This window comes from Citrobacter sp. Cc139 (assembly GCF_030334645.1).
Taxonomy (GTDB): Bacteria; Pseudomonadota; Gammaproteobacteria; order Enterobacterales; family Enterobacteriaceae; genus Citrobacter; species Citrobacter werkmanii.
On sequence record NZ_JAOWDM010000090.1, the window covers coordinates 289324 to 314092 of the forward strand.

The 24769-nt window shown below is 54.4% G+C and carries 28 protein-coding genes and 1 riboswitch; of the genes, 5 read left to right on the top strand and 23 right to left on the bottom strand.

The window, feature by feature from the left end; all coding sequences use genetic code 11:
- Positions 1 to 10: 10 nt before the first annotated feature.
- Positions 11 to 694, top strand: a complete 684-nt coding sequence (locus tag OGV69_RS17770) for an ABC transporter ATP-binding protein (RefSeq protein WP_069323550.1) — start codon at positions 11 to 13, stop codon at positions 692 to 694.
- A gap of 24 nt (positions 695 to 718) precedes the next feature.
- Here the strand turns inward: OGV69_RS17770 and ldtA are convergent, their stop codons facing one another.
- From ldtA to pduF, 23 genes are all read right to left on the bottom strand, one after another.
- Entirely contained in the window at positions 719 to 1648 is a 930-nt protein-coding gene (gene ldtA, locus OGV69_RS17775; protein WP_227409060.1) for a L,D-transpeptidase, read from the bottom strand.
- A 126-nt stretch (positions 1649 to 1774) separates the two neighbouring features.
- Positions 1775 to 2839 (bottom strand): nicotinate-nucleotide--dimethylbenzimidazole phosphoribosyltransferase, encoded by a 1065-nt coding sequence (gene cobT / locus OGV69_RS17780; RefSeq protein WP_038641629.1) that lies wholly within the window; start codon positions 2837 to 2839, stop codon positions 1775 to 1777.
- Positions 2840 to 2863: 24 nt separating this feature from the next.
- Positions 2864 to 3607, bottom strand: a complete 744-nt coding sequence (gene cobS / locus OGV69_RS17785; protein ID WP_038641631.1) for an adenosylcobinamide-GDP ribazoletransferase — start codon at positions 3605 to 3607, stop codon at positions 2864 to 2866.
- Positions 3604 to 4149: a bifunctional adenosylcobinamide kinase/adenosylcobinamide-phosphate guanylyltransferase gene (gene cobU / locus OGV69_RS17790; RefSeq protein ID WP_069323548.1), complete on the bottom strand. Its 546-nt coding sequence runs from the start codon at positions 4147 to 4149 to the stop codon at positions 3604 to 3606. The genes cobS and cobU overlap by 4 nt, the downstream gene beginning before the upstream one ends.
- Entirely contained in the window at positions 4146 to 5666 is a 1521-nt protein-coding gene (locus tag OGV69_RS17795; protein WP_069323547.1) for a cobyric acid synthase, read from the bottom strand. Before OGV69_RS17795 ends, cobU begins: the two co-directional genes overlap by 4 nt.
- Positions 5663 to 6478 carry an energy-coupling factor ABC transporter ATP-binding protein gene (locus tag OGV69_RS17800; protein ID WP_038641638.1) on the bottom strand — a complete coding sequence of 272 codons (816 nt, stop codon included), beginning with the start codon at positions 6476 to 6478 and terminating at the stop codon, positions 5663 to 5665. Before OGV69_RS17800 ends, OGV69_RS17795 begins: the two co-directional genes overlap by 4 nt.
- An 8-nt stretch (positions 6479 to 6486) precedes the next feature.
- Positions 6487 to 7164, bottom strand: coding sequence for an energy-coupling factor ABC transporter transmembrane protein (locus OGV69_RS17805; protein WP_016156861.1), 678 nt, complete (start codon positions 7162 to 7164; stop codon positions 6487 to 6489).
- Entirely contained in the window at positions 7151 to 7432 is a 282-nt protein-coding gene (locus OGV69_RS17810) for an energy-coupling factor ABC transporter substrate-binding protein (RefSeq protein WP_006683999.1), read from the bottom strand. The genes OGV69_RS17805 and OGV69_RS17810 overlap by 14 nt, the downstream gene beginning before the upstream one ends.
- Before the next feature lie 2 nt (positions 7433 to 7434).
- Positions 7435 to 8172, bottom strand: coding sequence for a cobalt ECF transporter S component CbiM (cbiM, locus tag OGV69_RS17815; RefSeq protein ID WP_038641642.1), 738 nt, complete (start codon positions 8170 to 8172; stop codon positions 7435 to 7437).
- Positions 8169 to 8882, bottom strand: a complete 714-nt coding sequence (locus OGV69_RS17820) for a cobalt-factor II C(20)-methyltransferase (RefSeq protein WP_069323545.1) — start codon at positions 8880 to 8882, stop codon at positions 8169 to 8171. The genes cbiM and OGV69_RS17820 overlap by 4 nt, the downstream gene beginning before the upstream one ends.
- The gene (gene cbiK / locus OGV69_RS17825) at positions 8879 to 9673 is read right to left on the bottom strand and encodes a sirohydrochlorin cobaltochelatase (protein WP_038641645.1); all 795 of its coding nucleotides are present in this window, start codon (positions 9671 to 9673) and stop codon (positions 8879 to 8881) included. Before cbiK ends, OGV69_RS17820 begins: the two co-directional genes overlap by 4 nt.
- Positions 9674 to 9683: 10 nt before the next feature.
- A complete protein-coding gene (locus OGV69_RS17830; RefSeq protein WP_069323544.1) occupies positions 9684 to 10469 on the bottom strand; it encodes a cobalt-precorrin-6A reductase in 786 nt (261 codons plus the stop codon).
- Positions 10466 to 11191, bottom strand: a complete 726-nt coding sequence (locus OGV69_RS17835; protein ID WP_003030278.1) for a precorrin-3B C(17)-methyltransferase — start codon at positions 11189 to 11191, stop codon at positions 10466 to 10468. The genes OGV69_RS17830 and OGV69_RS17835 overlap by 4 nt, the downstream gene beginning before the upstream one ends.
- Entirely contained in the window at positions 11191 to 12246 is a 1056-nt protein-coding gene (gene cbiG, locus OGV69_RS17840; RefSeq protein ID WP_038641649.1) for a cobalt-precorrin 5A hydrolase, read from the bottom strand. Before cbiG ends, OGV69_RS17835 begins: the two co-directional genes overlap by 1 nt.
- Positions 12227 to 13000 carry a cobalt-precorrin-4 methyltransferase gene (locus tag OGV69_RS17845; RefSeq protein ID WP_069323543.1) on the bottom strand — a complete coding sequence of 258 codons (774 nt, stop codon included), beginning with the start codon at positions 12998 to 13000 and terminating at the stop codon, positions 12227 to 12229. Before OGV69_RS17845 ends, cbiG begins: the two co-directional genes overlap by 20 nt.
- Positions 12993 to 13562: a decarboxylating cobalt-precorrin-6B (C(15))-methyltransferase gene (locus OGV69_RS17850; RefSeq protein ID WP_038641653.1), complete on the bottom strand. Its 570-nt coding sequence runs from the start codon at positions 13560 to 13562 to the stop codon at positions 12993 to 12995. The genes OGV69_RS17845 and OGV69_RS17850 overlap by 8 nt, the downstream gene beginning before the upstream one ends.
- The gene (locus OGV69_RS17855; RefSeq protein WP_069323542.1) at positions 13552 to 14157 is read right to left on the bottom strand and encodes a cobalt-precorrin-7 (C(5))-methyltransferase; all 606 of its coding nucleotides are present in this window, start codon (positions 14155 to 14157) and stop codon (positions 13552 to 13554) included. The genes OGV69_RS17850 and OGV69_RS17855 overlap by 11 nt, the downstream gene beginning before the upstream one ends.
- Positions 14151 to 15287, bottom strand: a complete 1137-nt coding sequence (gene cbiD / locus OGV69_RS17860; protein ID WP_038641657.1) for a cobalt-precorrin-5B (C(1))-methyltransferase CbiD — start codon at positions 15285 to 15287, stop codon at positions 14151 to 14153. The genes OGV69_RS17855 and cbiD overlap by 7 nt, the downstream gene beginning before the upstream one ends.
- Positions 15284 to 15916 carry a cobalt-precorrin-8 methylmutase gene (locus tag OGV69_RS17865; protein ID WP_008785140.1) on the bottom strand — a complete coding sequence of 211 codons (633 nt, stop codon included), beginning with the start codon at positions 15914 to 15916 and terminating at the stop codon, positions 15284 to 15286. Before OGV69_RS17865 ends, cbiD begins: the two co-directional genes overlap by 4 nt.
- Before the next feature lie 10 nt (positions 15917 to 15926).
- Positions 15927 to 16886, bottom strand: coding sequence for an adenosylcobinamide-phosphate synthase CbiB (gene cbiB / locus OGV69_RS17870; RefSeq protein WP_069323541.1), 960 nt, complete (start codon positions 16884 to 16886; stop codon positions 15927 to 15929).
- Positions 16883 to 18262 (bottom strand): cobyrinic acid a,c-diamide synthase CobB, encoded by a 1380-nt coding sequence (locus OGV69_RS17875; protein WP_069323540.1) that lies wholly within the window; start codon positions 18260 to 18262, stop codon positions 16883 to 16885. The genes cbiB and OGV69_RS17875 overlap by 4 nt, the downstream gene beginning before the upstream one ends.
- A gap of 88 nt (positions 18263 to 18350) precedes the next feature.
- Positions 18351 to 18525: riboswitch (cobalamin riboswitch) on the bottom strand.
- 329 nt (positions 18526 to 18854) lie between these two features.
- Entirely contained in the window at positions 18855 to 19766 is a 912-nt protein-coding gene (gene pocR / locus OGV69_RS17880; RefSeq protein WP_006683984.1) for a transcriptional regulator PocR, read from the bottom strand.
- A 203-nt stretch (positions 19767 to 19969) separates the two neighbouring features.
- Positions 19970 to 20779 (bottom strand): propanediol diffusion facilitator PduF, encoded by an 810-nt coding sequence (gene pduF / locus OGV69_RS17885; RefSeq protein WP_038641665.1) that lies wholly within the window; start codon positions 20777 to 20779, stop codon positions 19970 to 19972.
- A gap of 523 nt (positions 20780 to 21302) precedes the next feature.
- On the opposite strand from pduF, the gene pduA reads away from it, so the two are divergent.
- Genes pduA through pduD form a run of 4 tightly spaced genes read left to right on the top strand, consistent with a single transcriptional unit; the run spans position 21303 to position 24764 of the window.
- Complete coding sequence (pduA, locus tag OGV69_RS17890) at positions 21303 to 21584, top strand: propanediol utilization microcompartment protein PduA (RefSeq protein WP_003030255.1); 282 nt, start codon at positions 21303 to 21305, stop codon at positions 21582 to 21584.
- Positions 21584 to 22396: a propanediol utilization microcompartment protein PduB gene (gene pduB, locus OGV69_RS17895; RefSeq protein ID WP_003030252.1), complete on the top strand. Its 813-nt coding sequence runs from the start codon at positions 21584 to 21586 to the stop codon at positions 22394 to 22396. The genes pduA and pduB overlap by 1 nt, the downstream gene beginning before the upstream one ends.
- 18 nt (positions 22397 to 22414) lie before the next feature.
- The gene (gene pduC / locus OGV69_RS17900; RefSeq protein ID WP_038641668.1) at positions 22415 to 24079 is read left to right on the top strand and encodes a propanediol dehydratase large subunit PduC; all 1665 of its coding nucleotides are present in this window, start codon (positions 22415 to 22417) and stop codon (positions 24077 to 24079) included.
- Between the two features lie 10 nt (positions 24080 to 24089).
- Positions 24090 to 24764, top strand: coding sequence for a propanediol dehydratase medium subunit PduD (gene pduD / locus OGV69_RS17905; protein ID WP_038641670.1), 675 nt, complete (start codon positions 24090 to 24092; stop codon positions 24762 to 24764).
- Positions 24765 to 24769 lie beyond the last annotated feature (5 nt).

Below are 24769 nucleotides of genomic sequence, written 5' to 3' on the forward strand. Positions count from 1 at the left end.
GAGAGTAACAATGTCAGAAATTGCATTACGCCTCCAGGATGTGCACGTTGCCTATGGCAACAACCAGCAATCGGTACTGAATGGATTTTCAATGTCGGTACGCAAAGGGGAAATCGCCTGTCTGTTAGGGGCTTCAGGCTGCGGAAAAACCACGGTTCTACGCGCCGTTGCGGGGTTTGAACGACTGCGAAGCGGAGAGATCTATGTGTCTCAGCATCGTGTTGCCGCTCCCGGTGTTCATCTCCCGCCTGAAAAGCGTCATGTCGGCATGGTTTTTCAGGAATATGCGTTATTTCCGCATCTGACCGCGCACCAAAATGTCGCCTTTGGATTACGCCGTATGCCGCGTGAAGAACAGCAGGCCCGGGTGGCGGAGCTGTTAAAAATGGTGGAATTACATAGCCATGCCAACCGCTATCCCCATGAACTTTCCGGCGGTCAGCAGCAGCGCATCGCGCTCGCGCGTGCGCTGGCACCGCATCCGGAAATCCTGTTGCTGGATGAGCCCTTTTCCAGCCTTGATAAGCGCACGCGCGAGCGTCTTGGCAACGAGGTACGGGATATTTTGCGCGCTGCCGGGCAAACGGCACTGCTGGTTACCCACAGCGAACACGAAGCGCAGCTAATGGCAGACCATATCGGCGTGGTAAAAATGGGGCAGTATCAAATTAAAAAAGCGCCCCACCTTATCTGACGATAAACCTGGGCCGCTTTAATATTAAAAATGCTGCTGAACCTGGCTGATGTTCACCGGCATACCGGAACGTCTTTCCAGGGCCTGATTCCCGCGGTTCACATCCACGCCACTCCCGCTGATAAATGTGCGCAAAGCGGGAGTGATCGGCAAGGGAACCTTTCTGTCAGACTCGTACTCAGAACGATTTCGTGACAGCGGCTCATGCACTTCTACCCAGCGACTGCCGTCTGGTTCCTCGCTGTATTTCACCGGGCGGTCAATCAGTTGCACACGCGTCCCAACCGGCACCGTGTCAAACAAGTACTTAATATCGTCATTACGCAAACGGATGCAGCCCTGGCTCACCCGCAGACCAATACCAAAGTTAGCATTAGTGCCGTGAATGGCATAAAGCCTGCCGATATAAATCGCATATAGGCCCATCGGGTTATCTGGTCCGGCAGGCACAAACGCCGGCAAGGTTTCCCCACGTGCGGCATATTCGCGGCGGGTATTCGGCGTCGGCGTCCAGCTCGGCGCTTCCTGCTTACGCTCGACCGCCGTCACCCAATTACGCGGCGTTTCTCTCCCCGCCTGTCCAATGCCAATCGGCAAAACTTCAACCGTGTTTGTGCCCGGAGGATAGTAATAAAGACGCATTTCGGCGACGTTGATAACAATGCCTTCACGCACGGTATCCGGCAAGATCAGTTGCTGCGGTACGACCAGCGTTGAGCCAGACTTAGGCAGAAAAACGTCTACGCCGGGATTGGCCTCGAGCATATTGCTCAACCCCTGCCCGTACTGCGCGGCAAATGCCTCCAGCGGCTGGGTGTTTCCGGGCGGGACCGTAATCGTCAGCGGGCTACCTACCAGACGACTACCTTCTGGCGGCAGCGGATAGCTCACCGCTTGTGCTACCTGACTCGCAAGCAGCATGATGAGTGAACAAAGCAGTTTTACACGACGCATCTTTTTCCTTTCCGTTGCCGCAGCAGATATCCGGTAATTATAGCTTTTATTATCTGTTTTAGTGGGTTACGAATTCAATGCGCAAAAATAAACCTCGCCATGCGGCGAGGTTCAGGGGGCACGTAACTATGCTTCTTTACCATCCGGTAGCACAATGTTGCTGGCGGCTAACTGCCCCATGTTGTGGTACATCGCGCAGGCTGCCTCAATAATCGGCATCGCCAGCGCGGCCCCGCTGCCTTCACCTAAACGCATCCCCATATTCAGATACGGATCCAGCTCCAGATGCGCCAACGCAGTGCGGGCCCCCTTCTCAGCAGAGAAATGTGACGGGATCAGATAGGGTTTAATCTGCGGTGCTAGCTGGCAGGCCGCCAGCGCAGCAGAGTATGAAAGAAAACCATCCAGCACGACCGGCAGCCCACAGGAGGCCGCGCCCAGCATCACACCCGCCATGCCAACCAGATCAAATCCACCCACTTTTGCCAGTACATCGATACCGTCATTGCGATCCGGTTGATTGACGGCAATGGCTCGCCGCACAACCTCTACTTTATTACCTACTCTGGAAAGCGGCAGGTTAGCGCCGATGCCCACCACATCTTCGGCATCGCTGCCGGTCAGCACGCTGACGATAGCCGCCGCGGGCGTGGTATTTGCCATACCGAGTTCACCCACGCCAAACAGCGTTACGCCCTCTTTCGCCAGTTCATGGGTATAGCGAATAACTTCCAGCAGCAGTTCCTCTGTCTGCGAACGGCTCATTGCCGGGCCCTGGGCAATATTGCCGCAGCCGCGCGCGACGCGCATATTCACCACGCCGGGGATAAGCTCCGCGTCAATTCCCACGTCAATGACATGCACCTTTGCCCCAGCCTGAGCGGCCAGAACGCAAACGCCGGTCGTCCCACGCGTCATATTGGCGGCCTGAATAGCCGTGACCACTTTAGGCGAAACGGCAACCCCTTCATCCCAGACGCCATGATCGGCGCACATCACCAGCATCGCTTTGTCCTTTACATGCGGCACACCTTTCAGGCCAGGCATACCAGCCAGTTGCACAGCAAGAGATTCGAGCCGACCCAGACTTCCCGGCGGCTTTAGTAAGCCATCAATATGCTGCTGAGCACGCAGCATCGCGGCACTGTCAGGTGAAGGGATCGCGTGGAGTAAAGAGGTTAAAGTCTGCATAAGGGTTCCAGTATGTTGGCTGACTCAAAGCAGAGCCAGCAAGAATATCAACTCGCCAAGTTCAATGGCTGCGCCCAACGTATCGCCGGTTTGCCCACCCAACGTACGTTTTAATAACTGCCCAAGTATGAAAATCGCCACCATCGTGACAGCCATCGCTGCTACGCCGCGCATGCCCGGAAGCAGCACGGCGGCCAGGATTGCCGCCAACCCCAGTGTGACGCAGGTTTGACGCCCGGTAACTTTGCCGATAAAGACATTGCCCAGCCCTTCTTCGCGGGCGTAGCGATGTCGATACATCAGCAAAACAGCGCTACCCCGCCCGGCGACACATGCCGCAGCCAGCGCCGCCAGCATTGGCGTGCCACGTAAAGCCAGTTCGCTCACCACCAGCACTTTGGCCAGCAAAACAAAAATTAACGCCAGCCCGCCATGGGTTCCCAGGCGACTGTCGCGCATGATTTCCAGCATCCGTTCGCGTCGACGGGCAGAAAAAATACCGTCACAGGTATCCGCCAGACCGTCCAGATGAAAACCACCGGTCAACAACGCCAGCGTCAATACGGCAAATAAGGCTGCCAGTGGAGTACCACACCAGGGCTGCAGCGCCATAAAGACCAGCCCCGTCAGCCCGCCCAGCACCACGCCTATCAGGGGAAACATCACGATACCGCGCGAATAGTGCTCGAAATCCAGTCCTTGCGACCAGCGAGCAGGAACGGGCAAGCGGCTGATAAAAGAAAGCATTGCCCAGAACAACTTACTCATTTAATTTTGACTCCAATTCCTGATACCACCAGCCACACCTCATCAGCTGCCGTCGCCAGTCTCTGGTTCACGCGTCCGGCAATATCGCGAAAATGCCGGGCCAGACGGTTCTCCGGAACGATCCCCATTCCGACTTCGTTAGTCACCAGGACCACCGTTGCCGGGCAACGGTGACAGGCAGCAATCAGCAAACGGATCTCATCCTCGATGGACTGCTCCATCGCCGCGTAATCCCAGCTATCCGGGTCGCTGTCACCGCCCAGAGCGAACAGCAGATTGGTCACCATGGTGGTGATGCACTCCAGCAAAATGGCTTCCTGAGGATCGTTTGTTGCCGTAATCAGTTCATCGAGATGTTGCCAGCGCTCGGCAGTACGCCAGTGCGCAGGGCGTCCATCGCGATGATGCTGAATGCGCGCCGCCATCTCCTCATCAAAAATTTGCGAAGTCGCGATATACAGAACGTTTGGGGAATCAGCGATTAGCGCTTCCGCATGTCGACTCTTGCCGCTTCGTGCGCCGCCCGTAACCAGAATCATCATACGGGCTCCCGGTGTTGCTTCATGATGGTATAAATTTTCTCAATATCGATGTGTTGCCGCATCGCATCCGCCAGCAGATCAAACTGCTGCGATTTATATTGCGCGTAATGGAAGGTGGAATCCAGCGGTGCTAATCCTTTGCGTACGCGCAGGCCATTCACCAATGCACGGGTAAATTCATCGCTGTCGAACAGACCGTGAAGATAGGTGCCGAACGCCAGGCCATCCGGTGTTATCGCGCCGTCAGCCACATGTCTGCCTTCTTTGCGCAGCGTCATCACCGACTGGCATGCTTCGGATAATGCCGTTTCGCCCATATGGATTTCATAACCGCGAATGGATAAGTCTGCCGCGCCCGCCAGCCAGTCGGGCAGCGAAGAAGACATTTTCCCCTCAACCAGGGTCGTGGTTTTATGCTGGGCAAAATGGGTCACCGTATTAAGCAAGCCCAGACCCGGCAGCGTACCGAGCCCTGATTCCACCTCATCAATGATGGTGTCGCCGAGCATTTGGTAGCCACCGCAAATCCCCACCACCGGAACGTTATTACGATGCAATTGCACGACGCCATGCGCCATTCCGCTTTCACGCAGCCACACCAGATCGCCCAGCGTGTTTTTGCTGCCTGGCAGAATCACCAGATCGGCCCCCGCCAGTTCTTCAGGCTGGCGAACATAGCGCACGCGCACATCCGGTTGTGCCGCAAGCGCATTGAAATCAGTAAAATTAGAAATGTGCGGAAGTTGAACAACGGCAATGTCGATGTCGCGTTTGTCAGTACGCAGATACTTGCCCTTTTGCAGCGCCACGCCGTCTTCATCTTCCAGATCAACATCCAGCCATGGCATGACGCCCAGCACCGGAACGCCGGTCAGCGCTTCAATTTGCTCAATACCGGAGTACAGTAACGCCACATCACCGCGAAACTTATTAATTATCACCCCTTTTACCCTGGCCCGTTCATGGTCATGCAGTAGCGCCAGCGTGCCGTAAATAGAGGCAAACACGCCGCCGCGATCGATATCGGCCACCAGAACGACCGGGCATTGCGCCATCTCAGCCATGCCCATATTGACGATATCGCGATCGCGCAGGTTAATCTCAGCGGGGCTTCCCGCGCCTTCCAGCACCAGCACATCGAACTCCTGCGCCAGGCTGTTATATACTGACAGGATCTGCTCACGCAGGCGCGGCTTATACTCGTGGTAACTCACCGCATCCATATCGGTCGCCACTTTGCCCATCAGCACAACCTGCGCTTTACGATCGCTGGTCGGCTTAAGCAGCACCGGATTCATACGCACATCCGGCGTAATGCCGGCCGCCTCAGCCTGAAAAATTTGCGCGCGGCCCATCTCTTTACCCTCTGGCGTAATGCCCGAGTTCAGCGCCATATTCTGCGATTTGAACGGCGCGGTACGCAGTCCGTCCTGATAAAAAATTCGACACAGCCCGGCGACCAACACGCTTTTACCCACATCAGATGCCGTTCCCTGCAACATTATTGCCTGCGTCATGACGCCTCCTTCAGTGCGTTCTCTCGCATACGACTAAAAAATTCAGCCTCTGTTTTACACAGCGGGAAACCCAGCTCAGTATGCAGCTTCACCAGCCAGGGCTGGGTCAATCCAGCTTGTTCAATAAGATCCGTCCGGGCGAAAACCTCACCCGGCGTGCCGTGCGTCAGCACTTCGCCCCGGCGTAAAACGTAAACTGCATCGCTGACCTCATAGATAAGATCGATATCATGGCTGGAGATAACCACGTGGTTTCCTTGCGCTACGATGCGTTTGATTATCTCAATCATCTGCGTGCGGCCTGATGGGTCAAGGCCTGCAGTAGGTTCATCCAGTAGCAGATATTGCGCCTGCAACACCAGCGCACCGGCAATCGCCACGCGTTTTTTTTGCCCGTGGCTTAAACACTGAATAGGCTGATGGCGAAAATGCTGGGCATCAACCAGCGTGAGCGCATCTTCCACCCGACGTGAGATTTCAGCTTCATCCACCCCAAGGTTGCGCAGACTGAACGCAATATCGCTGTCGATATCGGTATAAAAGATTTGCTGATCGGGATCCTGAAATACGGTTGCCACCTGCTGGCGCAGCGCCAGCAGGCCGCGCTTGCTGTAATCCAGCGGTTTGCCCTGCCACATCACCGCGCCTTGCTGCGGTCGCAATAACCCGCTCAGATTCATAAACAGCGTGGATTTCCCGCAGCCATTGGCCCCTACCAGCCCGGTGACGGCATGCGTAGAAAAGTCCAGCGTTAGCCCTTTGAGGATCGGGTCATCCTGATAGCGAAACCAAAGCGCTGAAGTGGCAAGCATACTTTTCCTTACAGGTGAAAATCACCTTGATACAGTTTGATATCCAGTGTGGTGGTCATTTGCTGGTAGCGGATCAACACACGGGTAAATAACAATCCCACCAGCATCGCCAGCGAGCGGTAGCCCAACGGCAAGCTACGATAACCAAAACGCAGCGTTTGCGCGCGATGAATAGCCAGCGCCTCGTCTAACAGGATAAAAATAAACCGCCAGGTCAGCAGGATCTGTTCAGTCAGCAGGCGAGGAACGTGTGCGCGTTTGAGTAAAATAATCAACTGCGGAAACGGCAGATTCAGCACTAACCAGAAGGTTGCCGCCAGCGCCGCAAGGCTGCGCCAGAAGGTTTCATTGGCAGTGACCAGGCCTGGCGCGCTCACGCCTAACCAATAGCTTCCTACGGGGATACTGGCCAGCAGGGTTTGCGGATCGCGGCTAAAACTAAACAGGATGGTCACAACACCAACCGTCAGAAAACCAAACGGCAATGCCATCCAGCGGCACCAGCGCCAGAAGGAAATGCGCAGCAGCCAGCAGCTCAGCGCGGCAATCAGTAACAGCTCGATACCCTGCCCCAACGGGGGCAGGGTAAACGCCAGAATCATCATCATCAGCCAAAGCAGAAATTTCCGCACCGGCGAGACATGAAACCAGCGGCTTTGATAGCTAAGCCTGTCAAGCCCGGTCATCACGGCGTTGTCTGCCCTTGGTGTAACCCAGAATGTAGAAAATTACGGCTGCGCCCAGCGACCCCTGGAGCGTAAACAGCAGGCTTTCAATTTCGCCACTTGCCGGTTCGTACAACGGCTGGAACCACGGCTCATAATGCGGGGCGATAGCCTGAATCTGGCTTTCCGCCTCACCGTCTGAACCACCGTACTCTCCACCGTGGTTGATAAAGAACGGCAGGATCACCAGCGCCACCACCATGCCTAACAAAATCAGCGTCTTTTTCATCGTTAATGTCCTTGTGCGGTTATCAACTGGCGTTTGGTTAGCTGGTCATAAATCATTACGGTGAGCAGACCTTCCGCAATCGCGATGGGGATCTGCGTCAGGCAGAAAATGCCCATGAATTTCACAATCGACCCCATTGCGCCTGCGGACGGATCCGGGAACGCAACGCCCAGTTGCACCGAGGTAACAAAATAGGTGACGAGATCCGCCAGCATGGCGCACAGGAAGACGCAGACATCCCGGCGTAGCCCCGCGCGGCAGGCCATTTTCCACACCATGTAACCTACTACCGGGCCAATCACCGCCATCGACATACCGTTGGCGCCGAGCGTCGTTAAACCACCGTGCGCCAGCAGCAAGGCCTGGAACAGCAGGACGATTGCACCGAGAATAGCGACCACACCCGGTCCGAACAGGATAACCGCCAGGCCGACACCAGTCGGATGCGAGCAGCTTCCGGTAACGGAAGGAATTTTCAGCGCCGACAGCACAAAAATAAACGCGCCGCAGAGGGCCAGTAACACTTTTTGGTGGCTGTCTTCCTGGACGATTTGACGCAAGCGCACTAATCCGTACCACAGGCAAGGTAAAAACAGCAGCCACCAGGCCAGCGCCCACATTGGCGGCAAGAAGCCTTCCATAATGTGCATGGCGAACGCTTGCTCAGGGACAATCATCAGTAATAGCGCCGCAGCCAACCCGCTGAAAGACAGCTGTTTTAGCTGTTGTTCAAGCTTCATTGTGCATACTCCCACTGTTTATTAACCAGAATGGTCGAGAAATAAGGCAGCGGCTGGTCGTCGCTGACTTCGTTGAGATGACGCCAGCACTGCTCACCCGGCAGCGTGGCTTCAGACATCATCAATGCGCAATTCAACAAGCCCTCTTGTTGCAGCAACGCTTTGATGCGCGCAAAACGACCGTATACTTTCATCAGCACCAGGCTGTCATGCTGCTTTAACGCCTGCTGGATTTCCGCTTCCGGCGCGGTACAGGAGACCACCGCCAGCGACTGTTGCTCCATGGCGAGCGGCGTTTTCGAACGCGCGGCAATCGCGGCAAAAGAAGTCACACCCGGAACGATTTCCAACCAGTCAGGGTTGCCAATACGCTGGAGTAAAAAGACCCATGTACTAAACAGCATGGCATCACCAAGGGTAATAAAACCAACCTGTTTACCGGCCTCCACTTCCTGAACCAGCGCGGCGGCAACCTCATCCCAGACAGCCTCTTTTTCAGCGCTGTCGGCACTCATAGGAAAATGGCAGCAGCGGACTTCGGTCTGCTCGCCGATATACTCCCGCACGATCGACAGCGCCAGGCTATCGCCGCCTTTACGCCCGGCAGGCGCATAGAGAATATCGAGCTGACCCAGCGTGCGGGCGGCGCGCACGGTGATGAGATCGGAAGCGCCTGGCCCGGTGCTTAACGCGTACAGTTTTCCGCTCATGCCGCTTCCTCCAGCGCCACATTCAGCGCCTGCTGTAAATGCGCCACAAACATGGCGCGCACCGCCGGATTCTCACCCAACCCACTGAGCCACGGCGTAGCCCGTATCCCGGCCGCATTAAACAATGTCTTCCACGAATCGTCTTCGTCGGAGGCCATATCATTGATGGCATGGTCGCCAGCAACTAACATCAGCGGCATCAGATGCACCGCCGTCACCCCTTCCTGAGACAAACTATCAATTAACACATCCACTTCCGGGTAGCTTTCCACCGCCCCGACCCGCGCCGGGTAGCGCTGCGCCGTCATCATATGATCGAGACAGGCATAAGCGGCAAAGGCATGATGGCTGGCTCCGTGCCCCATAAAGACCACTTTTTCCTTTTCGCCAAGCGGCGGCATCTGCTGTTGCAGCGCCAGCATCAGCTGCGCGTAATCTTCATGGCTGCTCAGCAGCGGTACGCCGAGCGTCAGGCGAGAAAACAGCGGACGCATACTTTGTACTTCGCGGACAATTTTTTCGTATTCGTCGCCGTTGATGATGTGCAGCGACTGAATAGCCACATCCTGATACCCCTGCTCTGCCAGCTTTTGCAGCGCCTGCAACGGCGTGTCGATATCAATGCCGTCACGCTGCTTGAGCTTGCGGATAATCATCCCGGAGGTAAACGCACGGAACAGGTCACGATCCGGGCAACTGGCCGCGAGATCGCGCTCGCAGGCCACAATATTTTTCTCACAGGTGTCGTGATAGCTGGTGCCAAAGCTGACCACCAGAAGCGCCTTTTTCATCTCTAACTCCTTAAGCAGCGGCCAGCCAGCGCGTTAAACGCGCCCCAAATGCTGCCTGACTTTCCAGTAACTCTTCTCCCGTCACCAACGGTGCAGGACGTGTAATCACGATGCAGGGGATACCGGCATCCAGACAGGGTTGAACTTTTTCCTGATAACCACCTTCCGCACCAGATGCTTTGGTGATCACCACATCAGCCTGACACTGACGGTAAAACGCGGCGTTGAACTCGGCGCTAAACGGCCCGCACAACGCAAAAATCTCACCGACGCCAAAGCCCAGATCCGCGCATTGCTGAATGACCTCAGGTACAGGCAGAACACGCGCCAGCAGCGTTTTTTCCGCTAATCTTTCACGCCAGATGGCTAAATCTTTACTGCCGGTGGTGAGCAACACGCGTTTACCGAAGCGTCGCGCCACCTCGCAGGCTTGCTGAATATTCTGTACGGTAAACAGATGCGGGTGGGTTAAACCACTCAACTGCTCAGGACGTTGGTAGCGGCTCAGCAGCACGCCCGCCGCTTCGCAAGCGCTCACGATATTGCGGCTCACCACCTCGGCATACGGATGCGAGGCGTCAATCACCCAGCGCGTCCGATTTTCCTGCAGCCAGGCAATCATTTGCTCACGCTCCAGACGTCCGCAACGCACCTGGCCTTTGATGTCTCCCGCCAGCTGCTTCCCCGTTGGGGTCGCCACTGACAGGGTGTAGGCCACGTTTGCCGCATCCAGTTGCTGGCACAGCATGCGCGCATCGCTGGTACCGCCCATGACCAACACGTCACCGTAATTCACAGCACATAACCTCGTGGCGTGATCATCAGGCCGTCCTGTACGTAGGTTGTTTTGTTGCCAACGATCACCAGACTGGTCATATCAACCGGCTCAAAGTCCATTTCACCGAGAGTGGTCAGCCATTTTTCCTGCTTTTTACGTCCGGCTGATTTCACGATACCCACCGGCGTTTGCGCGCTCTTGCTGGCGGAAAGCAGCTCAAATGCGCGCGCCAGATGTCCTTCACGACCCCGACTGCGCGGGTTGTAGAAACAGATGACAAAGTCGGCTTCGCCAGCGGCAACGATGCGTTTTTCGATAACCGGCCATGGCGTCAGCAGATCGCTTAAGCTGATGTGGCAGAAGTCGTGCATCAACGGCGCGCCCAGTAAGGAGGCGGCGGCGATGCTGGCAGTCATGCCTGGGATCAGTCTGACCTCAACATCCAGCTTTTGCTTACTGACCAGCTCCAGCACCAGCCCGGCCATCCCGTAAATCCCCGCATCACCGCTACTAATGAGTGCCACATTGTGACCCGCCTGCGCCAGTTCGATCGCCGCCTGACAGCGTTCAATCTCCTTACACATCCCGGTTTTGATCACCTGTTTGTCGCCAGTAAAGGCCTTAACCAGATGGGTGTAGGTTTTATAGCCAACGATGATTTCCGCTGCCTGTAGTGCTTCAACGGCTTCCATGGTCATCATTGCCTGCGAGCCAGGGCCAATTCCAATTACGCTTAACATCAGTGTGAAACTCCCAAAGTGATAGTGACGCCCTGTTCGCGCAGGGTCTCGCCTAACAGTTGTCCGTGGCTCAGCAGCCAGGCTGCAGGACCAGAAACGCTTCCTGTCCCCACCGTTTTACGAACAAACGATGAGGCCGGAAAACGGTGTTCATGCTCACGCAGCGCGTCAGCGGAAAAGGTTTCGAAAGGCACGCGGCAGCACGAAGCCAACTGGATGAGCCCCTGTTCATCTTTTTTCAGCGTGATACTGCCAATGGCTTTGAGCGCCAGCGGGTCGAGTTGCTGGGCTTCAAGTTGACGGGCAAGCAGCGCAGCCAGCAGTGGAAACGGTGTGTCGCGGCGACAACCAATTCCGGCCACGACCCGCTGCGGCACCAGCTTCCAGTGCGGAACAGGCAGTTCGGGTAAGTTGGTGCGTAAGGTGATACACACCAGCGCATCCAGTTCGGGAAGCTGATTGAGATCGGTTACCGTAATAAAACCGCGCCGATCGCAATGGCTGATATCCTGGGTCAGTTCGTCATCCCACCACAGGCCAACCCGTTTGTTGCTGACCAGCATCTGATTCACGATCTTCACCGCCGAACGGAAATCGCTCATCCGGGCATTCAACTGGAATGCCAGCGTATCCAGGGCCGCCATATCGTTGACATCCGTCGCCGTGGTGATTACCGGGTCGGCGCCCAACATGCCTGCCAGATAACGCGCCAGCGCATTCGCGCCCCCTGCATGGCCGGAGAGCAGGCTGATGACATGCTGGGCACGTTCATCAATGACCACCACCGCCGGATCGCAAAATTTATCGTTGACCAGCGGGGCCAGTACGCGCACCGCAATGCCGGTCGCCCCGATAAAAATCAGCGCCGAATAATTCATAAACGCTTCGCGGGCGGTATTGGCAAAGCCGTTTTCAAAGGGAATAAACCCCTCCTCCAGCAGCTTTTCACTGGTAAAACAGGTGACCGGCAGCATAGCCGCCAGACGTTTCGCCAGCACAACGCCGCCTGGCGTCAGGCAAAAAAGCGCAATTGACTCAGGCTTTACGGTATTCATGGCTAAAGTCCGCCGCATAGAGTTTGGAGTAGTGATACTCCGAGCCCAGGAAATCACCGACCAGAATCAGGGCCGTTTTGCGGATGTCCGCATCGCGAACCTTGTCGCCAATATCCGCCAGAGTACCGCGCACGGTCTGGCTTTCCGGCCAGGTCGCCTTGTAGATCACCGCCACTGGCGTGGTCGCCGGATAACCGCCTTCAATCAAACGCTCGGCCACCCGATGAATACGCTGGACGGACAGATAAATCGCCATAGATGTCTGATGACTGGCAAACGACTCCAGTTGTTCGCGCTCGGGGACCGGCGTGCGCCCTTCCAGACGGGTAATGATCAGGCTTTGGGAGACTTCAGGCACGGTGTACTCCACGCCGAGTTCCGCCGCCGCACCGAGGAATGCGCTGACGCCGGGCACCACCTGCCAGTCGATCCCGCGTTTGGTCAGTTCCTCGCCCTGCTCGCGGACGGAACCGTACAGTGAGACATCGCCAGTTTGCAGACGCACCACGGTCTTGCCAGCCTTCACGCCAGCTTCCATCAGATCGAGGATCTGCTCCAGATGCAGTTCAGCGCTGTCGTGGCATTCAGCACCGGCGGGGCAATATTCCAGCAGTTCGGTGTTAATCAGCGATCCAGCGTAGATAACCACCTGCGCCTGCTGTAGCAAACGGTAACCTTTAAGGGTAATCAGCTCGCGATCGCCAGGACCTGCGCCAACGAACCACACGCTACGGGGATCAAAAATCTCAGACATGGTTTCCTTCCTTCTGACAGGCGATAACAAATACGGGGTTATTCGGTTTGAAATAATGACCACTGCCAAGCGTGGTAAGCGAGGAAACCTGTAGCTGCAGGCAATCCACTCCCTGTACGCCAAGATGGTCCAGATGAGCCAGCGCGGTATTGAGGTTTTCCTGAAGGATAAACGTCATGACCAGCCGCCCGGCGGGATGCAGCTGACGCATCGACCAGTCAATGAGATCGGTCAGATGCCCACCGCTGCCGCCCATAAAAATGGCATCGGCTTTTTCGGCGATGGTCATTGGCGCAACGCCGGGAAAAATGTCGATATTTGCGCAGGCAAAATGCTGGCGATTTTCATCCAGCAACCTGAGCGCCGCCGGGTTACGTTCGATTGCCGTCACGCGCAATCCAGGATATTGCAGCGCCGCTTCTATCGACACACTGCCTGTTCCCGCACCAATATCAATCAGGTGACTGGCGCGGTGTAATTCAAGTTTTGAGAGGGCAAGTGCGCGTACCGCTTCTTTGGTCATCGGCACCTTCTCTCCACGCAGAAACAGCTCATCTTTCATCAAGGATCACCACTGCATTCATGTCATAGTCGGCATTAATTTCACTCACAGGCAGGACATGGATCCGCTCGTTTTTCATCGCCAGGTTTTCGCCAATAACCATCCAGCGATGTCCCTTGCCTCGAGTGATTAGCTGCTGCGCGATTTCACGTGGGCCGCACAACGCATCTGTTACCATCCCCACCTTGTTATGTCGGGCCAGTTCATCGAAACAGACGCTGCGCCCGTGGCTACTGGTCAGCCACATATCGTTCATATCGATACCGGACTGCGCGCACAGATACTGCACCGCGCTAATGCCGGGAATAATGCGTACCTGCCCGATGCCAAAATGCGCCACCATGCGCGTCCCAATGCCGTAGAACAGCGGATCGCCAGACGCCAGCACGACGACATGCTTATCCTTGTGCGCAGTTACCCAGTTCAGGAACTCCGCGATATTGGCGCCAAGAGCAAACCGTTCACCGGTAAAATCCGAGAATTGTTGCAAATGCCGCTTACCGCCAACCAGCACATCAGCCGTTGCGACCGCTTCACGCGCCGCAGGCGTCATCAAATGCAAACCCGCGGGTCCCATTCCCACAACGGTTAACATTGCATCTCCTCAGCAATTTCTGCGATCGGGCGATTACTGCCAAGCACCTGATTGTCAAACGAGAACATGATGGCGTCGCAGGTCGGGGGATTTTTGGTAAAGCGCAACGTTTGCAGAACGCGCATACAGATCCGCTCCGCCAGATGGTTATAAATATGCTGAAAGCCGTACGCGTCGATGTGTTCCATCGCCGCTTCAGTAGTATCGCAGTCGCTGACCAGCCTCAGCAGTTCCAGCGGCGCGCCAAGCAATGCGAGATGGGCCACCAGCGTTTCCATGCGCGCATCGGCAATATGGCTGTGGGTATGGAAGATCCCCGCCGCGATTTTGATAAGTTTCCCGGGATGTCCCACCAGCACGATTTGCCGAAATCCCAGACGGACGGCTTCTTCAATCATGTAGCCGACAAAGTTGCTCATGGTGACCACAACCTGGGTGTCGATGCCCATCTGTTCACGCACAAAACGTTCACCGTGGTTTCCCGGCACCAGAACCACGCGATCCAGACCCGCCGCGCGTTTAATTTCCAGCTCCAGCGACAGCGAACGCTTCCAGCTCTCTTCCGACATTGGCGTGACGATACCCGTGGTGCCAATAATCGAAATGCCGCCCAGAATGCCAAGCCGCGAGTTGTAAGTTTTTTGCGCCCGCTCTTCGCCTTCCGGCGCGAAGATTTCAATCTGCGCCCCACGATTTGGACCAATCGCTTCACGTACCGCCGACTCAATGGTCTGGCGAGGTGTGCGGTTAATCGCCGAACTCCCCACCGGTAGACCGATCCCTTTGCGGGTAACTGTACCGACCCCTTCACCGCCCTGTAAGGCGATCACGCCACTATCATCTAACGTCACGCGGGCAAAAATCAGCATGCCATGCGTGGCATCGACATCATCGCCACCGTCTTTACGGATCGCAGCTATCGCCTGCTGCCCTTCGATATGCGGCGATTCGACGTTCAGGCACAGCGTCACCCCGGAAGGCGTCACGATGGAAACCTGATGGATCAGGTGCTGGCGCAATACCATCAGCGCCGCCACTTTTGCAGCCGCCGTCGCGCACGATCCCGTGGTATATCCTTTACGCAGCGCTTTGCCGTTGTGCCACACCGGCGTATCGAAGGCCTCGCTCATCGCGCCCCCTGCATGTGATAAAGCATGGCATTGACGATAGCAGCGGCGACGTTACTCCCTCCTTTACGTCCTAACGCAGCAATGGCCGGCAGGTTGCTTTGGGTCAGGGCATCTTTCGACTCTTCAGCACCAACGAACCCGACCGGTACACCAACCACACCGCTAACCGCAACATCATGCTCAAGCAGGCGGAACAGCGCTGTCGGCGCGTTGCCAAAAACAAACAGCTTTTCCCCCTCTTCTTTCACCGCAATATCGACAGCCGCCATTGAGCGGGTGATCCCCTGCTCTTTTGCCGTACGTACGACTCGTGGATCGCTGATATAGCAGCGGCACTCGCCGCCAAATTTTGCCAGCAGCGTTTTATTGATCCCGGAAAGGGCCATGGTGGTATCGGTATAAATCACGCTCGAACGGCTAAGCGCCGCGCAGAACTGCTCCAGCACATCACTGGAAAACCACAGAATGTCCAACCAGTCGAAATCCGCCGTGGTGTGAATGACCCGCTTGATAATGGCTTCATGCAACGGACTGGCAAACTGATAGTCCGGACGGGTTTCACGGATAATCTCGCCAATAATGTCGAAACTTTTGGCCTCAATAGCCTGGGGTTGCTGGATATATTGCATAGTGTTGTCCTCAGGCTACACCGACCAGCAGCCACCGCAGCGCGATAAACAGCGCCAGTGCCAGCGTCGATGCCACCCACATCAATCGAATCGTATGGGAAATGTCGTCTACCGAAATGTCGCGTTGTGCATCACCAATCCACGGTTTCTCAACGCGCTCGCCAAAGTAGTCATTAGGGCCACCCAGACGAATACCTAATGCCCCGGCAACGGAGGCCTCCGACCACGCGCAGTTTGGGCTACTGTGGTTGTAGCGATCGCGCCAGCCGATCTGCAAAGCACGCGCACCGTCCTGGCGGCATAAAAATGCAGCCATGCCCAACAGCAGCCAGCTCAGCCTCGCAGGAATATAATTTGCGACATCATCCAGACGCGCGCTGACCATACCGATAGCGCGGTATTTTTCATGTTTGTAACCCACCATGGAGTCAAGGGTATTTACCGCTTTGTAGGCCATCGCCAAAGGCGCGCCGCCGAGAAGAAGGAAAAACAGTGGCGCGATGATGCCATCAACGGTGTTTTCGGCCACGGTTTCCACCACGGCACGATTGATCTGCTGAGGTTGTAATTGCGAGGTATCGCGACCCACGATCCAAGATAACTTTTCCCGACTTGCGGCAAGGTTACCGGCACGCAACGGACGTTCGACAGCCTGCGCGGCGTTCGCCAGGCAGCGCCCCGCCAGCACGGTAAAGATCATCCAAACCTCCACCATCCAACCAAGCCAGGGATGAATAGAGTGCGCCAGCGCCAGTACGCCCCAGGACACGGCCCAGGTCAGGCCAACCACCACTACCCACATCGCCGCGCCACCAATGCGCAACGCACGATCGCTATGGCAGTAGCGCCGCACGACTCGCTGCATGGCAGAAATCAGATTGCCAATCCAGCGCACCGGATGCGGCCAGTTCTGCGGATCGCCGATAATAAAATCAAGCAGCCAGGCAACACACCACGCAAGGATCGTCATAGCGCGCTCCTCGCGGCTGCCAACCAATGGTTAAGCATCTGCGGACGTTGAGCAAAATGAACGTGTAGATAGCTGGCGAAAGTGTTACCCACCTGCCAGCCGCCGGACCAGGTCTGCAACGTTTTGCCATCGCGCACTTTGCGACAGTGCATCACCGCGGGAGTTTCAGGAATAAAATCTGAGTAGTGAAATTCATGCCCGCGCAGCACTTCGCCTTCTGCAGCTAACAAGGTTTGCTGCGCGGCCTGCGCCTCGCAGTAGCCAAATCGGGTCAGACGTTTCCCCATTTTGCTGTGACCGGGAATGATATCCGCCATCAACCAGCTATCACCGTGGCTGTCCTCCAGCGAGCTGCCGAGATACATCAGCCCACCGCACTCGGCGTAAATCGCCACGCCGCGGTGATGTGCGGCTCGCAATTGCTTAAGCATCAGGACATTGCGGGCCAGCGCCGCAGCATGTAACTCAGGGTATCCGCCCCCCAGCCAGATCATCTGACAATCAGGTAAACAGGTGTCGTGCAACGGGCTAAAACGAACAATCTTCAGCCCCGTGCGTTCAAGCAAAGTAATATTGTCCGGGTAATAAAAGTTGAAGGCCTCGTCATCAGCGATAGCAAGCGTTAGCCCTTCTCCGGCATCAGTATCGGGAAGCGTAGGCCATTCACCCGCAGGGAGGGTGTTTAGCTGGCTTAATTTCAGTAGAGCATCGATATCCAGCGTCTGCTCCAGCGTCGCGGCAAAGGCCTGCCACGGCTGCTGATTGATAATAGACTCACGCGCAGTAACCAGCCCCAGATGACGCTCCGGAAGCGCAACGCCTTCCATACGGGGAACGTAGCCTAATACAGGAACGGAACAGTAACGCTCAATCGCCACCTTCAGCAGCTGATAATGCGTTTCGCTGTTGACCCGATTAACGATCACCCCGGCGATGTTCAGCGTGGGATCAAAATGCTGAAAACCCATTACCGTTGCGGCTATCGAGGTAGAAACAGCTTTACCATCAACCAGTAAGATGACCGGGCAACCTAACTGTTTGGCCATCGCGGCGGTACTGCAGTAGTTCGGGTCGGTACCATAACCGTCATACAACCCCATCACGCCTTCAATCACGGCGATATCGGCATGTTGCATCTGCTCGCGGAATAAAGCATTCAGAGTGGAAGCGGGAAGCATGAAGCTATCAAGATTACGGGAAGCGGTACCGCATACCGCTGTATGCCAGCCGGTATCAAGGTAATCAGGCCCCACTTTGCAAGGCTGGACGCGTAAACCGCGTTTTTTCAACAAGCTCAACAAGCCCAGCGTCACCGTGGTTTTACCACAGCCGCTTCCGGTACCTGCAAGAACAAATGCGTGAAAATTGGCCGCCATACCCTGATCCTGTTCAGGGTGGTAGGGGTGTAGAGATACCCAGTCTCTCGACTGTATGCATCTGAACCACCCACTTCCCACCGAAGTTGTTGGTAGTCACTGACAGGCAGGTCTTCTGGCTTAGCGTCATCCTCACCCGTCCTTCCCAATCTTGCGATCAGTGGTCCATACGGGGTCGTCAGCATCACAGCAGCGGGGGCTGCGGGGGATTCTCACCCCCTTCCCTACCACAAATGTGGCAAACCTGTCAGTTCAGGAGCCTTAATTAAGCTCCCTGTTATGAGGTAAATTCACGACCTCATGACAATAATTCAATTTAATATCTTTCCGGATTCATTCAGCCAATTATCTGGCATAAACCCACTTATTCACATGTTCACATTTTGAATGAAAGTGTCAGCAAAGAATAAAGAAAGTCAGGCATACAGACACTGTATCTCATCACAAAAATAAAAACTGGTGCAGTTTATCCCTCTAATACTATTATTTTGTTGCGCTATGACAATTTATTGACTGCTGTTGTTACTTTTCATTTTATAATTACTGACATAGCGCCCGATATCAAAAATCGGCAATAGCAAAATATTGCTATTTAAGCGGACTCACCGCGTGAAATGACATTTATTTGCTGGCGAAATGCCTGCGGCGTAACCTGATACGTCTGGCGGAATACTTTGCAGAAATAGCTGGTTTGTGAAAAGCCTAAATTACGCGCAATGCTGGCTATGCTCCAGTCACTATGACAGAGCAACTCTTTGGCACTCGCCATTCGCTGTTGATTTACCCAGGCGTTAAACCCGATACCCTGATATTTTTTGAACAATTTACTGAAATAGTAAGGGCTAAGGTAAACATGAGACGCAACATCTTCCAGGCGTAACTCATCTGACAAATGCGCATCAATATAGCGCAGCGCTTTTTTCATTTTGCTGTCGTGAGGATTCGGCGTTCGGTTGGCGCGTACTGGCTCTGCCTGCTGCGGGTTGTCTTTGATAACCACAAAATTTAGTTGTTTTTTAAGGCAATTTTCCACGATGAGCTTTAGCAGATCCGCCGAGGCGATAACGCGCGAATAGTCCATCTCCGGCACATTACGAAATTCACTGAGCAGTTCGGGATCGGCTTGCCAGCGGTCATCGACGTTCAGGATATCCACCAGGCCGACATCGTTACTTAAACGCACCTGACCGCACAATACGAACCCAACCAGGTGACCCGCAATTACCAGCGGAATTGAAAAGTCGGTAAGCCCCGCGTGGCAGCGATAGATGCAGGGTTGATCAGATTTTGAAGCTTCCAGCCCGCCACAGCGATCGCTCATACGACAACGGGTACTGTGCTGAGGATGCTGGCGCATCAACTGACAAAAAGGGGTGAAATTAAAAAGCTCAGAAATTTCATCACCGTGAATATTGACAACCACAACAGCCAGACTGGTGGCCTGCGCAAAATCCTGTGCGATTTTATTAATGAGTTCTGAGTTCAGGGCACTCGCAGAAATCATGATAAAACCTCTCAGTTAATTTATTGTTATAAATAAAACATACTATTTACACATCCAGTTTCATCTCGCTTTCCTGGGCGCTGATGAAAGTCATCATCGAACATAACAAAAGTCTCCCATTGTGGGGAGACTTTTTCAGCGGTTCAGGAAACCGGATCACGAAAACAGTTTTTACGCTTCAAAAATAAACATCTTCCGTGAAGCTAGCTCTCATTTTCCTCCAGTTTACACGTATTACACGGTAAATTTTTGCCAATAAAATAACGATAAATTGCTGCGCCCGCGCACGCACCGATGATGGGGGCCACAATCGGTACGATGAAATAAGGGATATCACGCCCGCCAGTCATCGCCACATCTCCCCACCCGGCCATCCATGCAAATATTTTTGGACCGAAATCACGTGCCGGGTTCATCGCAAATCCGGTGAGCGGCCCGGTAGATGCACCGAGAACAGCCACCAGAATGCCAATCAATAAAGGCGCCAATGGCCCTCTGGGGACGCCATTACCGTCATCGGTAAGTGCCATGATCATGCCCATCAGAATGGAAGTGATCACTACTTCAACCAGCGCAGCCTGCCAGACGCTGAGCGCCGCCGCTGGATAAGTACTAAAAATACTGGCCAATTGCAGGCTTTCAAGGCTGCCGCGCACCATTTGATGGGCAGACTCATATTCGGTAAATAGACTTCCGTACAGCAGATAGGCTAGCAACGCGCCGCCAAAGGCACCCGCAACCTGCGCTACGGTGTATGGCACAACTTTGCGCCCCGGAAAACAGGCAAATAACCACAGGGCGATGGTGATTGCAGGATTGAGATGCGCGCCAGAAATCCCCGCTGTCAGGTAAACGGCAAGCGAGATCCCCAACCCCCATATGATGCAGATCTCCCATAATCCCAAACTGGCGCCCGCGACTTTAAGTGCGCTCAGGCATCCGATGCCAAAAAACAAAAACAGCCCGGTACCCAAAAACTCAGCAATGCATTGCGCTTTTAGTGAATCGTTCATTGTGACACCTTCTAAGCAGAGTTCGTGTCTTTACCAGCGGACTCCTTGCTGGTACGTAGAATACTTCAAGGCTTACTATAAAAAGCCGTATCGGCAAAATGTTGGCAATCTGAAGGCGGCATGCCCCTCAAAATCGTGCTGAGATAGCAAATTCTTGCTATCACTTTTATTAAAACAGGCGAGAACACAGGGAAATCCACTATTAGTGGTACATTTGTGAAACGATAAAATATTGCTATTGGCAGAATTATGTTTTCAGACAATCATCACATTTTCATTTTCCGCATAGCAAATGCCATTTTTAATGTCACTAACAAAAGTGTAAATATGGAATTAACATAACTAAATATTCATATTATTAAAATAAAAAATAACCATTAAAAACAGAAAGATAAAATAAAACGCAGCAATTTTATATCACCATAACCTCACTATTTTTTCATTCATACTTTCAACTCAGCCATTCTTTTTCCTCGCTTCTTTTTATAGTCATGAATATCGGGACAACCCAGGCGAGGTCTTTATGCAACAAGAAGCGTTAGGAATGGTAGAAACCAAAGGCTTAACTGCAGCCATAGAGGCCGCAGATGCAATGGTGAAGTCAGCCAATGTAATGCTGGTCGGCTACGAAAAAATTGGTTCGGGGCTGGTAACCGTTATTGTCCGCGGCGATGTCGGCGCAGTCAAAGCAGCAACAGATGCCGGCGCCGCCGCAGCCCGTAATGTGGGAGAAGTGAAAGCCGTACACGTTATCCCGCGCCCTCACACCGATGTAGAAAAAATCTTACCGAAGGGAATTAGCTAATGAGCAGCAATGAGCTGGTTGAACAGATCATGGCGCAGGTGATTGCTCGCGTGGCAACCCCAGAACAGCAGGCTATCCCTGAAAATAATCACCCAACACGAGAAACGGCTATGGCAGAGAAAAGCTGCAGTTTAACGGAGTTTGTCGGTACCGCGATCGGCGACACCGTCGGTCTGGTAATCGCCAACGTAGACAGCGCCTTACTGGACGCGATGAAACTTGAAAAACGTTATCGCTCCATTGGCATCCTTGGCGCCCGTACTGGCGCGGGTCCGCACATTATGGCCGCCGATGAAGCGGTAAAAGCAACAAATACGGAAGTCGTCAGTATTGAATTACCACGAGATACCAAAGGCGGCGCGGGCCACGGCTCGCTGATTATCCTCGGCGGCAACGATGTTTCCGACGTGAAACGCGGAATTGAGGTTGCGCTGAAAGAGCTGGATCGCACCTTTGGCGATGTTTATGCCAACGAAGCCGGTCACATCGAGATGCAATACACCGCCCGCGCCAGCTACGCGCTGGAAAAAGCCTTTGGCGCGCCGATTGGCCGTGCCTGTGGCGTGATTGTCGGCGCACCAGCCTCCGTGGGTGTCCTGATGGCTGATACTGCGCTGAAATCCGCCAATGTAGAAGTTGTAGCCTACAGCTCCCCGGCCCATGGCACCAGCTTCAGCAACGAAGCCATTCTGGTCATCTCTGGTGATTCCGGCGCAGTTCGTCAGGCTGTTATCTCCGCCCGTGAAATCGGTAAAACCGTACTCGGGACCCTCGGCTCAGAGCCGAAAAACGATCGTCCGTCCTATATCTGATATCAGTGAGGCTGATTCATGAGATCGAAAAGATTTGAAGCACTGGCGAAACGCCCTGTGAATCAGGATGGTTTCGTTAAGGAGTGGATCGAAGAAGGCTTCATTGCGATGGAAAGCCCGAACGACCCTAAACCATCGATTAAAATCGTCAACGGTACTGTGACTGAACTGGACGGCAAATCCGCCAGTGAATTTGACTTAATTGACCATTTCATTGCCCGCTACGGCATTAACCTGGCGCGCGCTGAAGAAGTCATGGCAATGGACTCGGTCAAACTGGCCAATATGCTTTGCGACCCTAACGTGAAGCGCAAAGATATCGTACCGCTGACCACCGCCATGACACCAGCAAAAATTGTCGAAGTGGTGTCCCATATGAACGTCGTCGAGATGATGATGGCCATGCAGAAAATGCGTGCTCGTCGAACTCCGTCTCAACAGGCGCACGTCACTAACGTCAAAGATAACCCGGTACAGATTGCCGCTGACGCCGCAGAAGGCGCATGGCGCGGATTTGACGAACAGGAAACGACCGTTGCCGTCGCACGCTACGCGCCATTTAACGCCATTGCCTTGTTAGTCGGTTCACAGGTTGGACGCCCTGGCGTGTTAACTCAGTGCTCTCTGGAAGAAGCAACCGAACTTAAGCTCGGCATGCTGGGCCACACATGCTACGCGGAAACTATCTCCGTCTATGGTACAGAACCCGTCTTTACCGACGGCGACGACACACCATGGTCGAAAGGCTTCCTCGCCTCTTCCTACGCCTCTCGCGGCCTGAAAATGCGCTTTACTTCCGGCTCTGGCTCTGAAGTACAGATGGGTTATGCCGAAGGTAAATCGATGCTTTATCTGGAAGCCCGCTGCATTTACATCACCAAAGCCGCTGGCGTGCAGGGTTTGCAAAACGGCTCAGTAAGCTGCATCGGCGTACCTTCTGCCGTGCCGTCCGGTATTCGTGCGGTTCTGGCCGAAAACCTGATCTGTTCTTCTCTGGATCTGGAATGCGCCTCCAGCAACGACCAGACCTTTACCCACTCGGATATGCGTCGTACCGCGCGTCTGCTGATGCAGTTCCTGCCAGGTACTGACTTCATCTCTTCCGGTTATTCCGCGGTACCGAACTACGACAACATGTTCGCCGGTTCCAACGAAGATGCTGAAGACTTTGACGACTACAACGTTATCCAGCGCGACCTGAAAGTGGACGGCGGCCTGCGTCCGGTTCGAGAAGAAGATGTTATCGCCATTCGTAACAAAGCGGCCCGCGCGCTGCAGGCTGTGTTTGCCGGGATGGGATTACCGCCAATCACTGATGAAGAAGTGGAAGCTGCGACTTACGCTCACGGATCGAAAGATATGCCAGAGCGCAACATCGTTGAAGACATCAAATTTGCACAAGAGATCATCAGTAAAAATCGCAACGGTCTTGAAGTGGTAAAAGCGCTTGCTCAGGGCGGGTTTACCGATGTTGCGCAGGACATGCTCAACATCCAGAAAGCCAAGTTAACCGGGGATTATCTGCATACCTCCGCCATTATCGTTGGCGACGGACAGGTGCTATCCGCAGTAAATGACGTCAATGACTATGCCGGTCCGGCAACAGGTTATCGCCTGCAAGGCGAACGCTGGGAAGAGATCAAAAACATCCCTGGCGCACTTGATCCCAACGAACTTGGCTAAGGGGTGAAAAATGGAAATTAATGAAAAGCTGCTGCGCCAGATAATTGAAGACGTGCTGTCTGAAATGCAGACCAGCGACAAACCCGTCTCATTCCACGCATCGACAGCGGCAAGCGCGCCGCAGGCCGCAGCGGTACAGAGCGACAGTTTTCTGACCGAGATTGGCGAAGCTAAACAAGGTCAGCAGCAAGACGAAGTGATTATTGCCGTAGGTCCAGCGTTCGGGCTCTCACAAACCGTCAATATCGTCGGGATCCCGCATAAGAATATCTTGCGCGAAGTGATTGCCGGGATTGAAGAGGAAGGCATTAAAGCACGCGTTATCCGCTGCTTTAAATCCTCTGATGTCGCGTTTGTCGCCGTGGAAGGCAACCGTCTGAGCGGTTCCGGGATCTCTATCGGCATCCAGTCAAAAGGCACCACGGTTATCCACCAACAGGGATTACCGCCGCTTTCTAATCTGGAACTGTTCCCTCAGGCGCCGCTTCTGACGCTGGAAACCTATCGTCAGATCGGTAAAAACGCCGCGCGTTATGCCAAGCGTGAATCTCCGCAACCGGTCCCTACTCTGAATGACCAGATGGCTCGACCTAAGTACCAGGCGAAATCGGCCATTCTGCACATTAAAGAGACCAAATATGTCGTGACGGGCAAAAACCCGCAGGAACTGCGCGTGGCGCTTTGATAAAG

Bases quoted from the DNA above. Each gene is read 5' to 3' on its own strand.
- OGV69_RS17770 (WP_069323550.1), top strand. From the start codon at position 11: ATGTCAGAAATTGCATTACGCCTCCAGGATGTGCACGTTGCCTATGGC.
- ldtA (WP_227409060.1), bottom strand. From the start codon at position 1,648: ATGCGTCGTGTAAAACTGCTTTGTTCACTCATCATGCTGCTTGCGAGT.
- cobT (WP_038641629.1), bottom strand. From the start codon at position 2,839: ATGCAGACTTTAACCTCTTTACTCCACGCGATCCCTTCACCTGACAGT.
- cobS (WP_038641631.1), bottom strand. From the start codon at position 3,607: ATGAGTAAGTTGTTCTGGGCAATGCTTTCTTTTATCAGCCGCTTGCCC.
- cobU (WP_069323548.1), bottom strand. From the start codon at position 4,149: ATGATGATTCTGGTTACGGGCGGCGCACGAAGCGGCAAGAGTCGACAT.
- OGV69_RS17795 (WP_069323547.1), bottom strand. From the start codon at position 5,666: ATGACGCAGGCAATAATGTTGCAGGGAACGGCATCTGATGTGGGTAAA.
- OGV69_RS17800 (WP_038641638.1), bottom strand. From the start codon at position 6,478: ATGCTTGCCACTTCAGCGCTTTGGTTTCGCTATCAGGATGACCCGATC.
- OGV69_RS17805 (WP_016156861.1), bottom strand. From the start codon at position 7,164: ATGACCGGGCTTGACAGGCTTAGCTATCAAAGCCGCTGGTTTCATGTC.
- OGV69_RS17810 (WP_006683999.1), bottom strand. From the start codon at position 7,432: ATGAAAAAGACGCTGATTTTGTTAGGCATGGTGGTGGCGCTGGTGATC.
- cbiM (WP_038641642.1), bottom strand. From the start codon at position 8,172: ATGAAGCTTGAACAACAGCTAAAACAGCTGTCTTTCAGCGGGTTGGCT.
- OGV69_RS17820 (WP_069323545.1), bottom strand. From the start codon at position 8,882: ATGAGCGGAAAACTGTACGCGTTAAGCACCGGGCCAGGCGCTTCCGAT.
- cbiK (WP_038641645.1), bottom strand. From the start codon at position 9,673: ATGAAAAAGGCGCTTCTGGTGGTCAGCTTTGGCACCAGCTATCACGAC.
- OGV69_RS17835 (WP_003030278.1), bottom strand. From the start codon at position 11,191: ATGTTAAGCGTAATTGGAATTGGCCCTGGCTCGCAGGCAATGATGACC.
- cbiG (WP_038641649.1), bottom strand. From the start codon at position 12,246: ATGAATACCGTAAAGCCTGAGTCAATTGCGCTTTTTTGCCTGACGCCA.
- OGV69_RS17845 (WP_069323543.1), bottom strand. From the start codon at position 13,000: ATGTCTGAGATTTTTGATCCCCGTAGCGTGTGGTTCGTTGGCGCAGGT.
- OGV69_RS17850 (WP_038641653.1), bottom strand. From the start codon at position 13,562: ATGAAAGATGAGCTGTTTCTGCGTGGAGAGAAGGTGCCGATGACCAAA.
- OGV69_RS17855 (WP_069323542.1), bottom strand. From the start codon at position 14,157: ATGTTAACCGTTGTGGGAATGGGACCCGCGGGTTTGCATTTGATGACG.
- cbiD (WP_038641657.1), bottom strand. From the start codon at position 15,287: ATGAGCGAGGCCTTCGATACGCCGGTGTGGCACAACGGCAAAGCGCTG.
- OGV69_RS17865 (WP_008785140.1), bottom strand. From the start codon at position 15,916: ATGCAATATATCCAGCAACCCCAGGCTATTGAGGCCAAAAGTTTCGAC.
- cbiB (WP_069323541.1), bottom strand. From the start codon at position 16,886: ATGACGATCCTTGCGTGGTGTGTTGCCTGGCTGCTTGATTTTATTATC.
- OGV69_RS17875 (WP_069323540.1), bottom strand. From the start codon at position 18,262: ATGGCGGCCAATTTTCACGCATTTGTTCTTGCAGGTACCGGAAGCGGC.
- pocR (WP_006683984.1), bottom strand. From the start codon at position 19,766: ATGATTTCTGCGAGTGCCCTGAACTCAGAACTCATTAATAAAATCGCA.
- pduF (WP_038641665.1), bottom strand. From the start codon at position 20,779: ATGAACGATTCACTAAAAGCGCAATGCATTGCTGAGTTTTTGGGTACC.
- pduA (WP_003030255.1), top strand. From the start codon at position 21,303: ATGCAACAAGAAGCGTTAGGAATGGTAGAAACCAAAGGCTTAACTGCA.
- pduB (WP_003030252.1), top strand. From the start codon at position 21,584: ATGAGCAGCAATGAGCTGGTTGAACAGATCATGGCGCAGGTGATTGCT.
- pduC (WP_038641668.1), top strand. From the start codon at position 22,415: ATGAGATCGAAAAGATTTGAAGCACTGGCGAAACGCCCTGTGAATCAG.
- pduD (WP_038641670.1), top strand. From the start codon at position 24,090: ATGGAAATTAATGAAAAGCTGCTGCGCCAGATAATTGAAGACGTGCTG.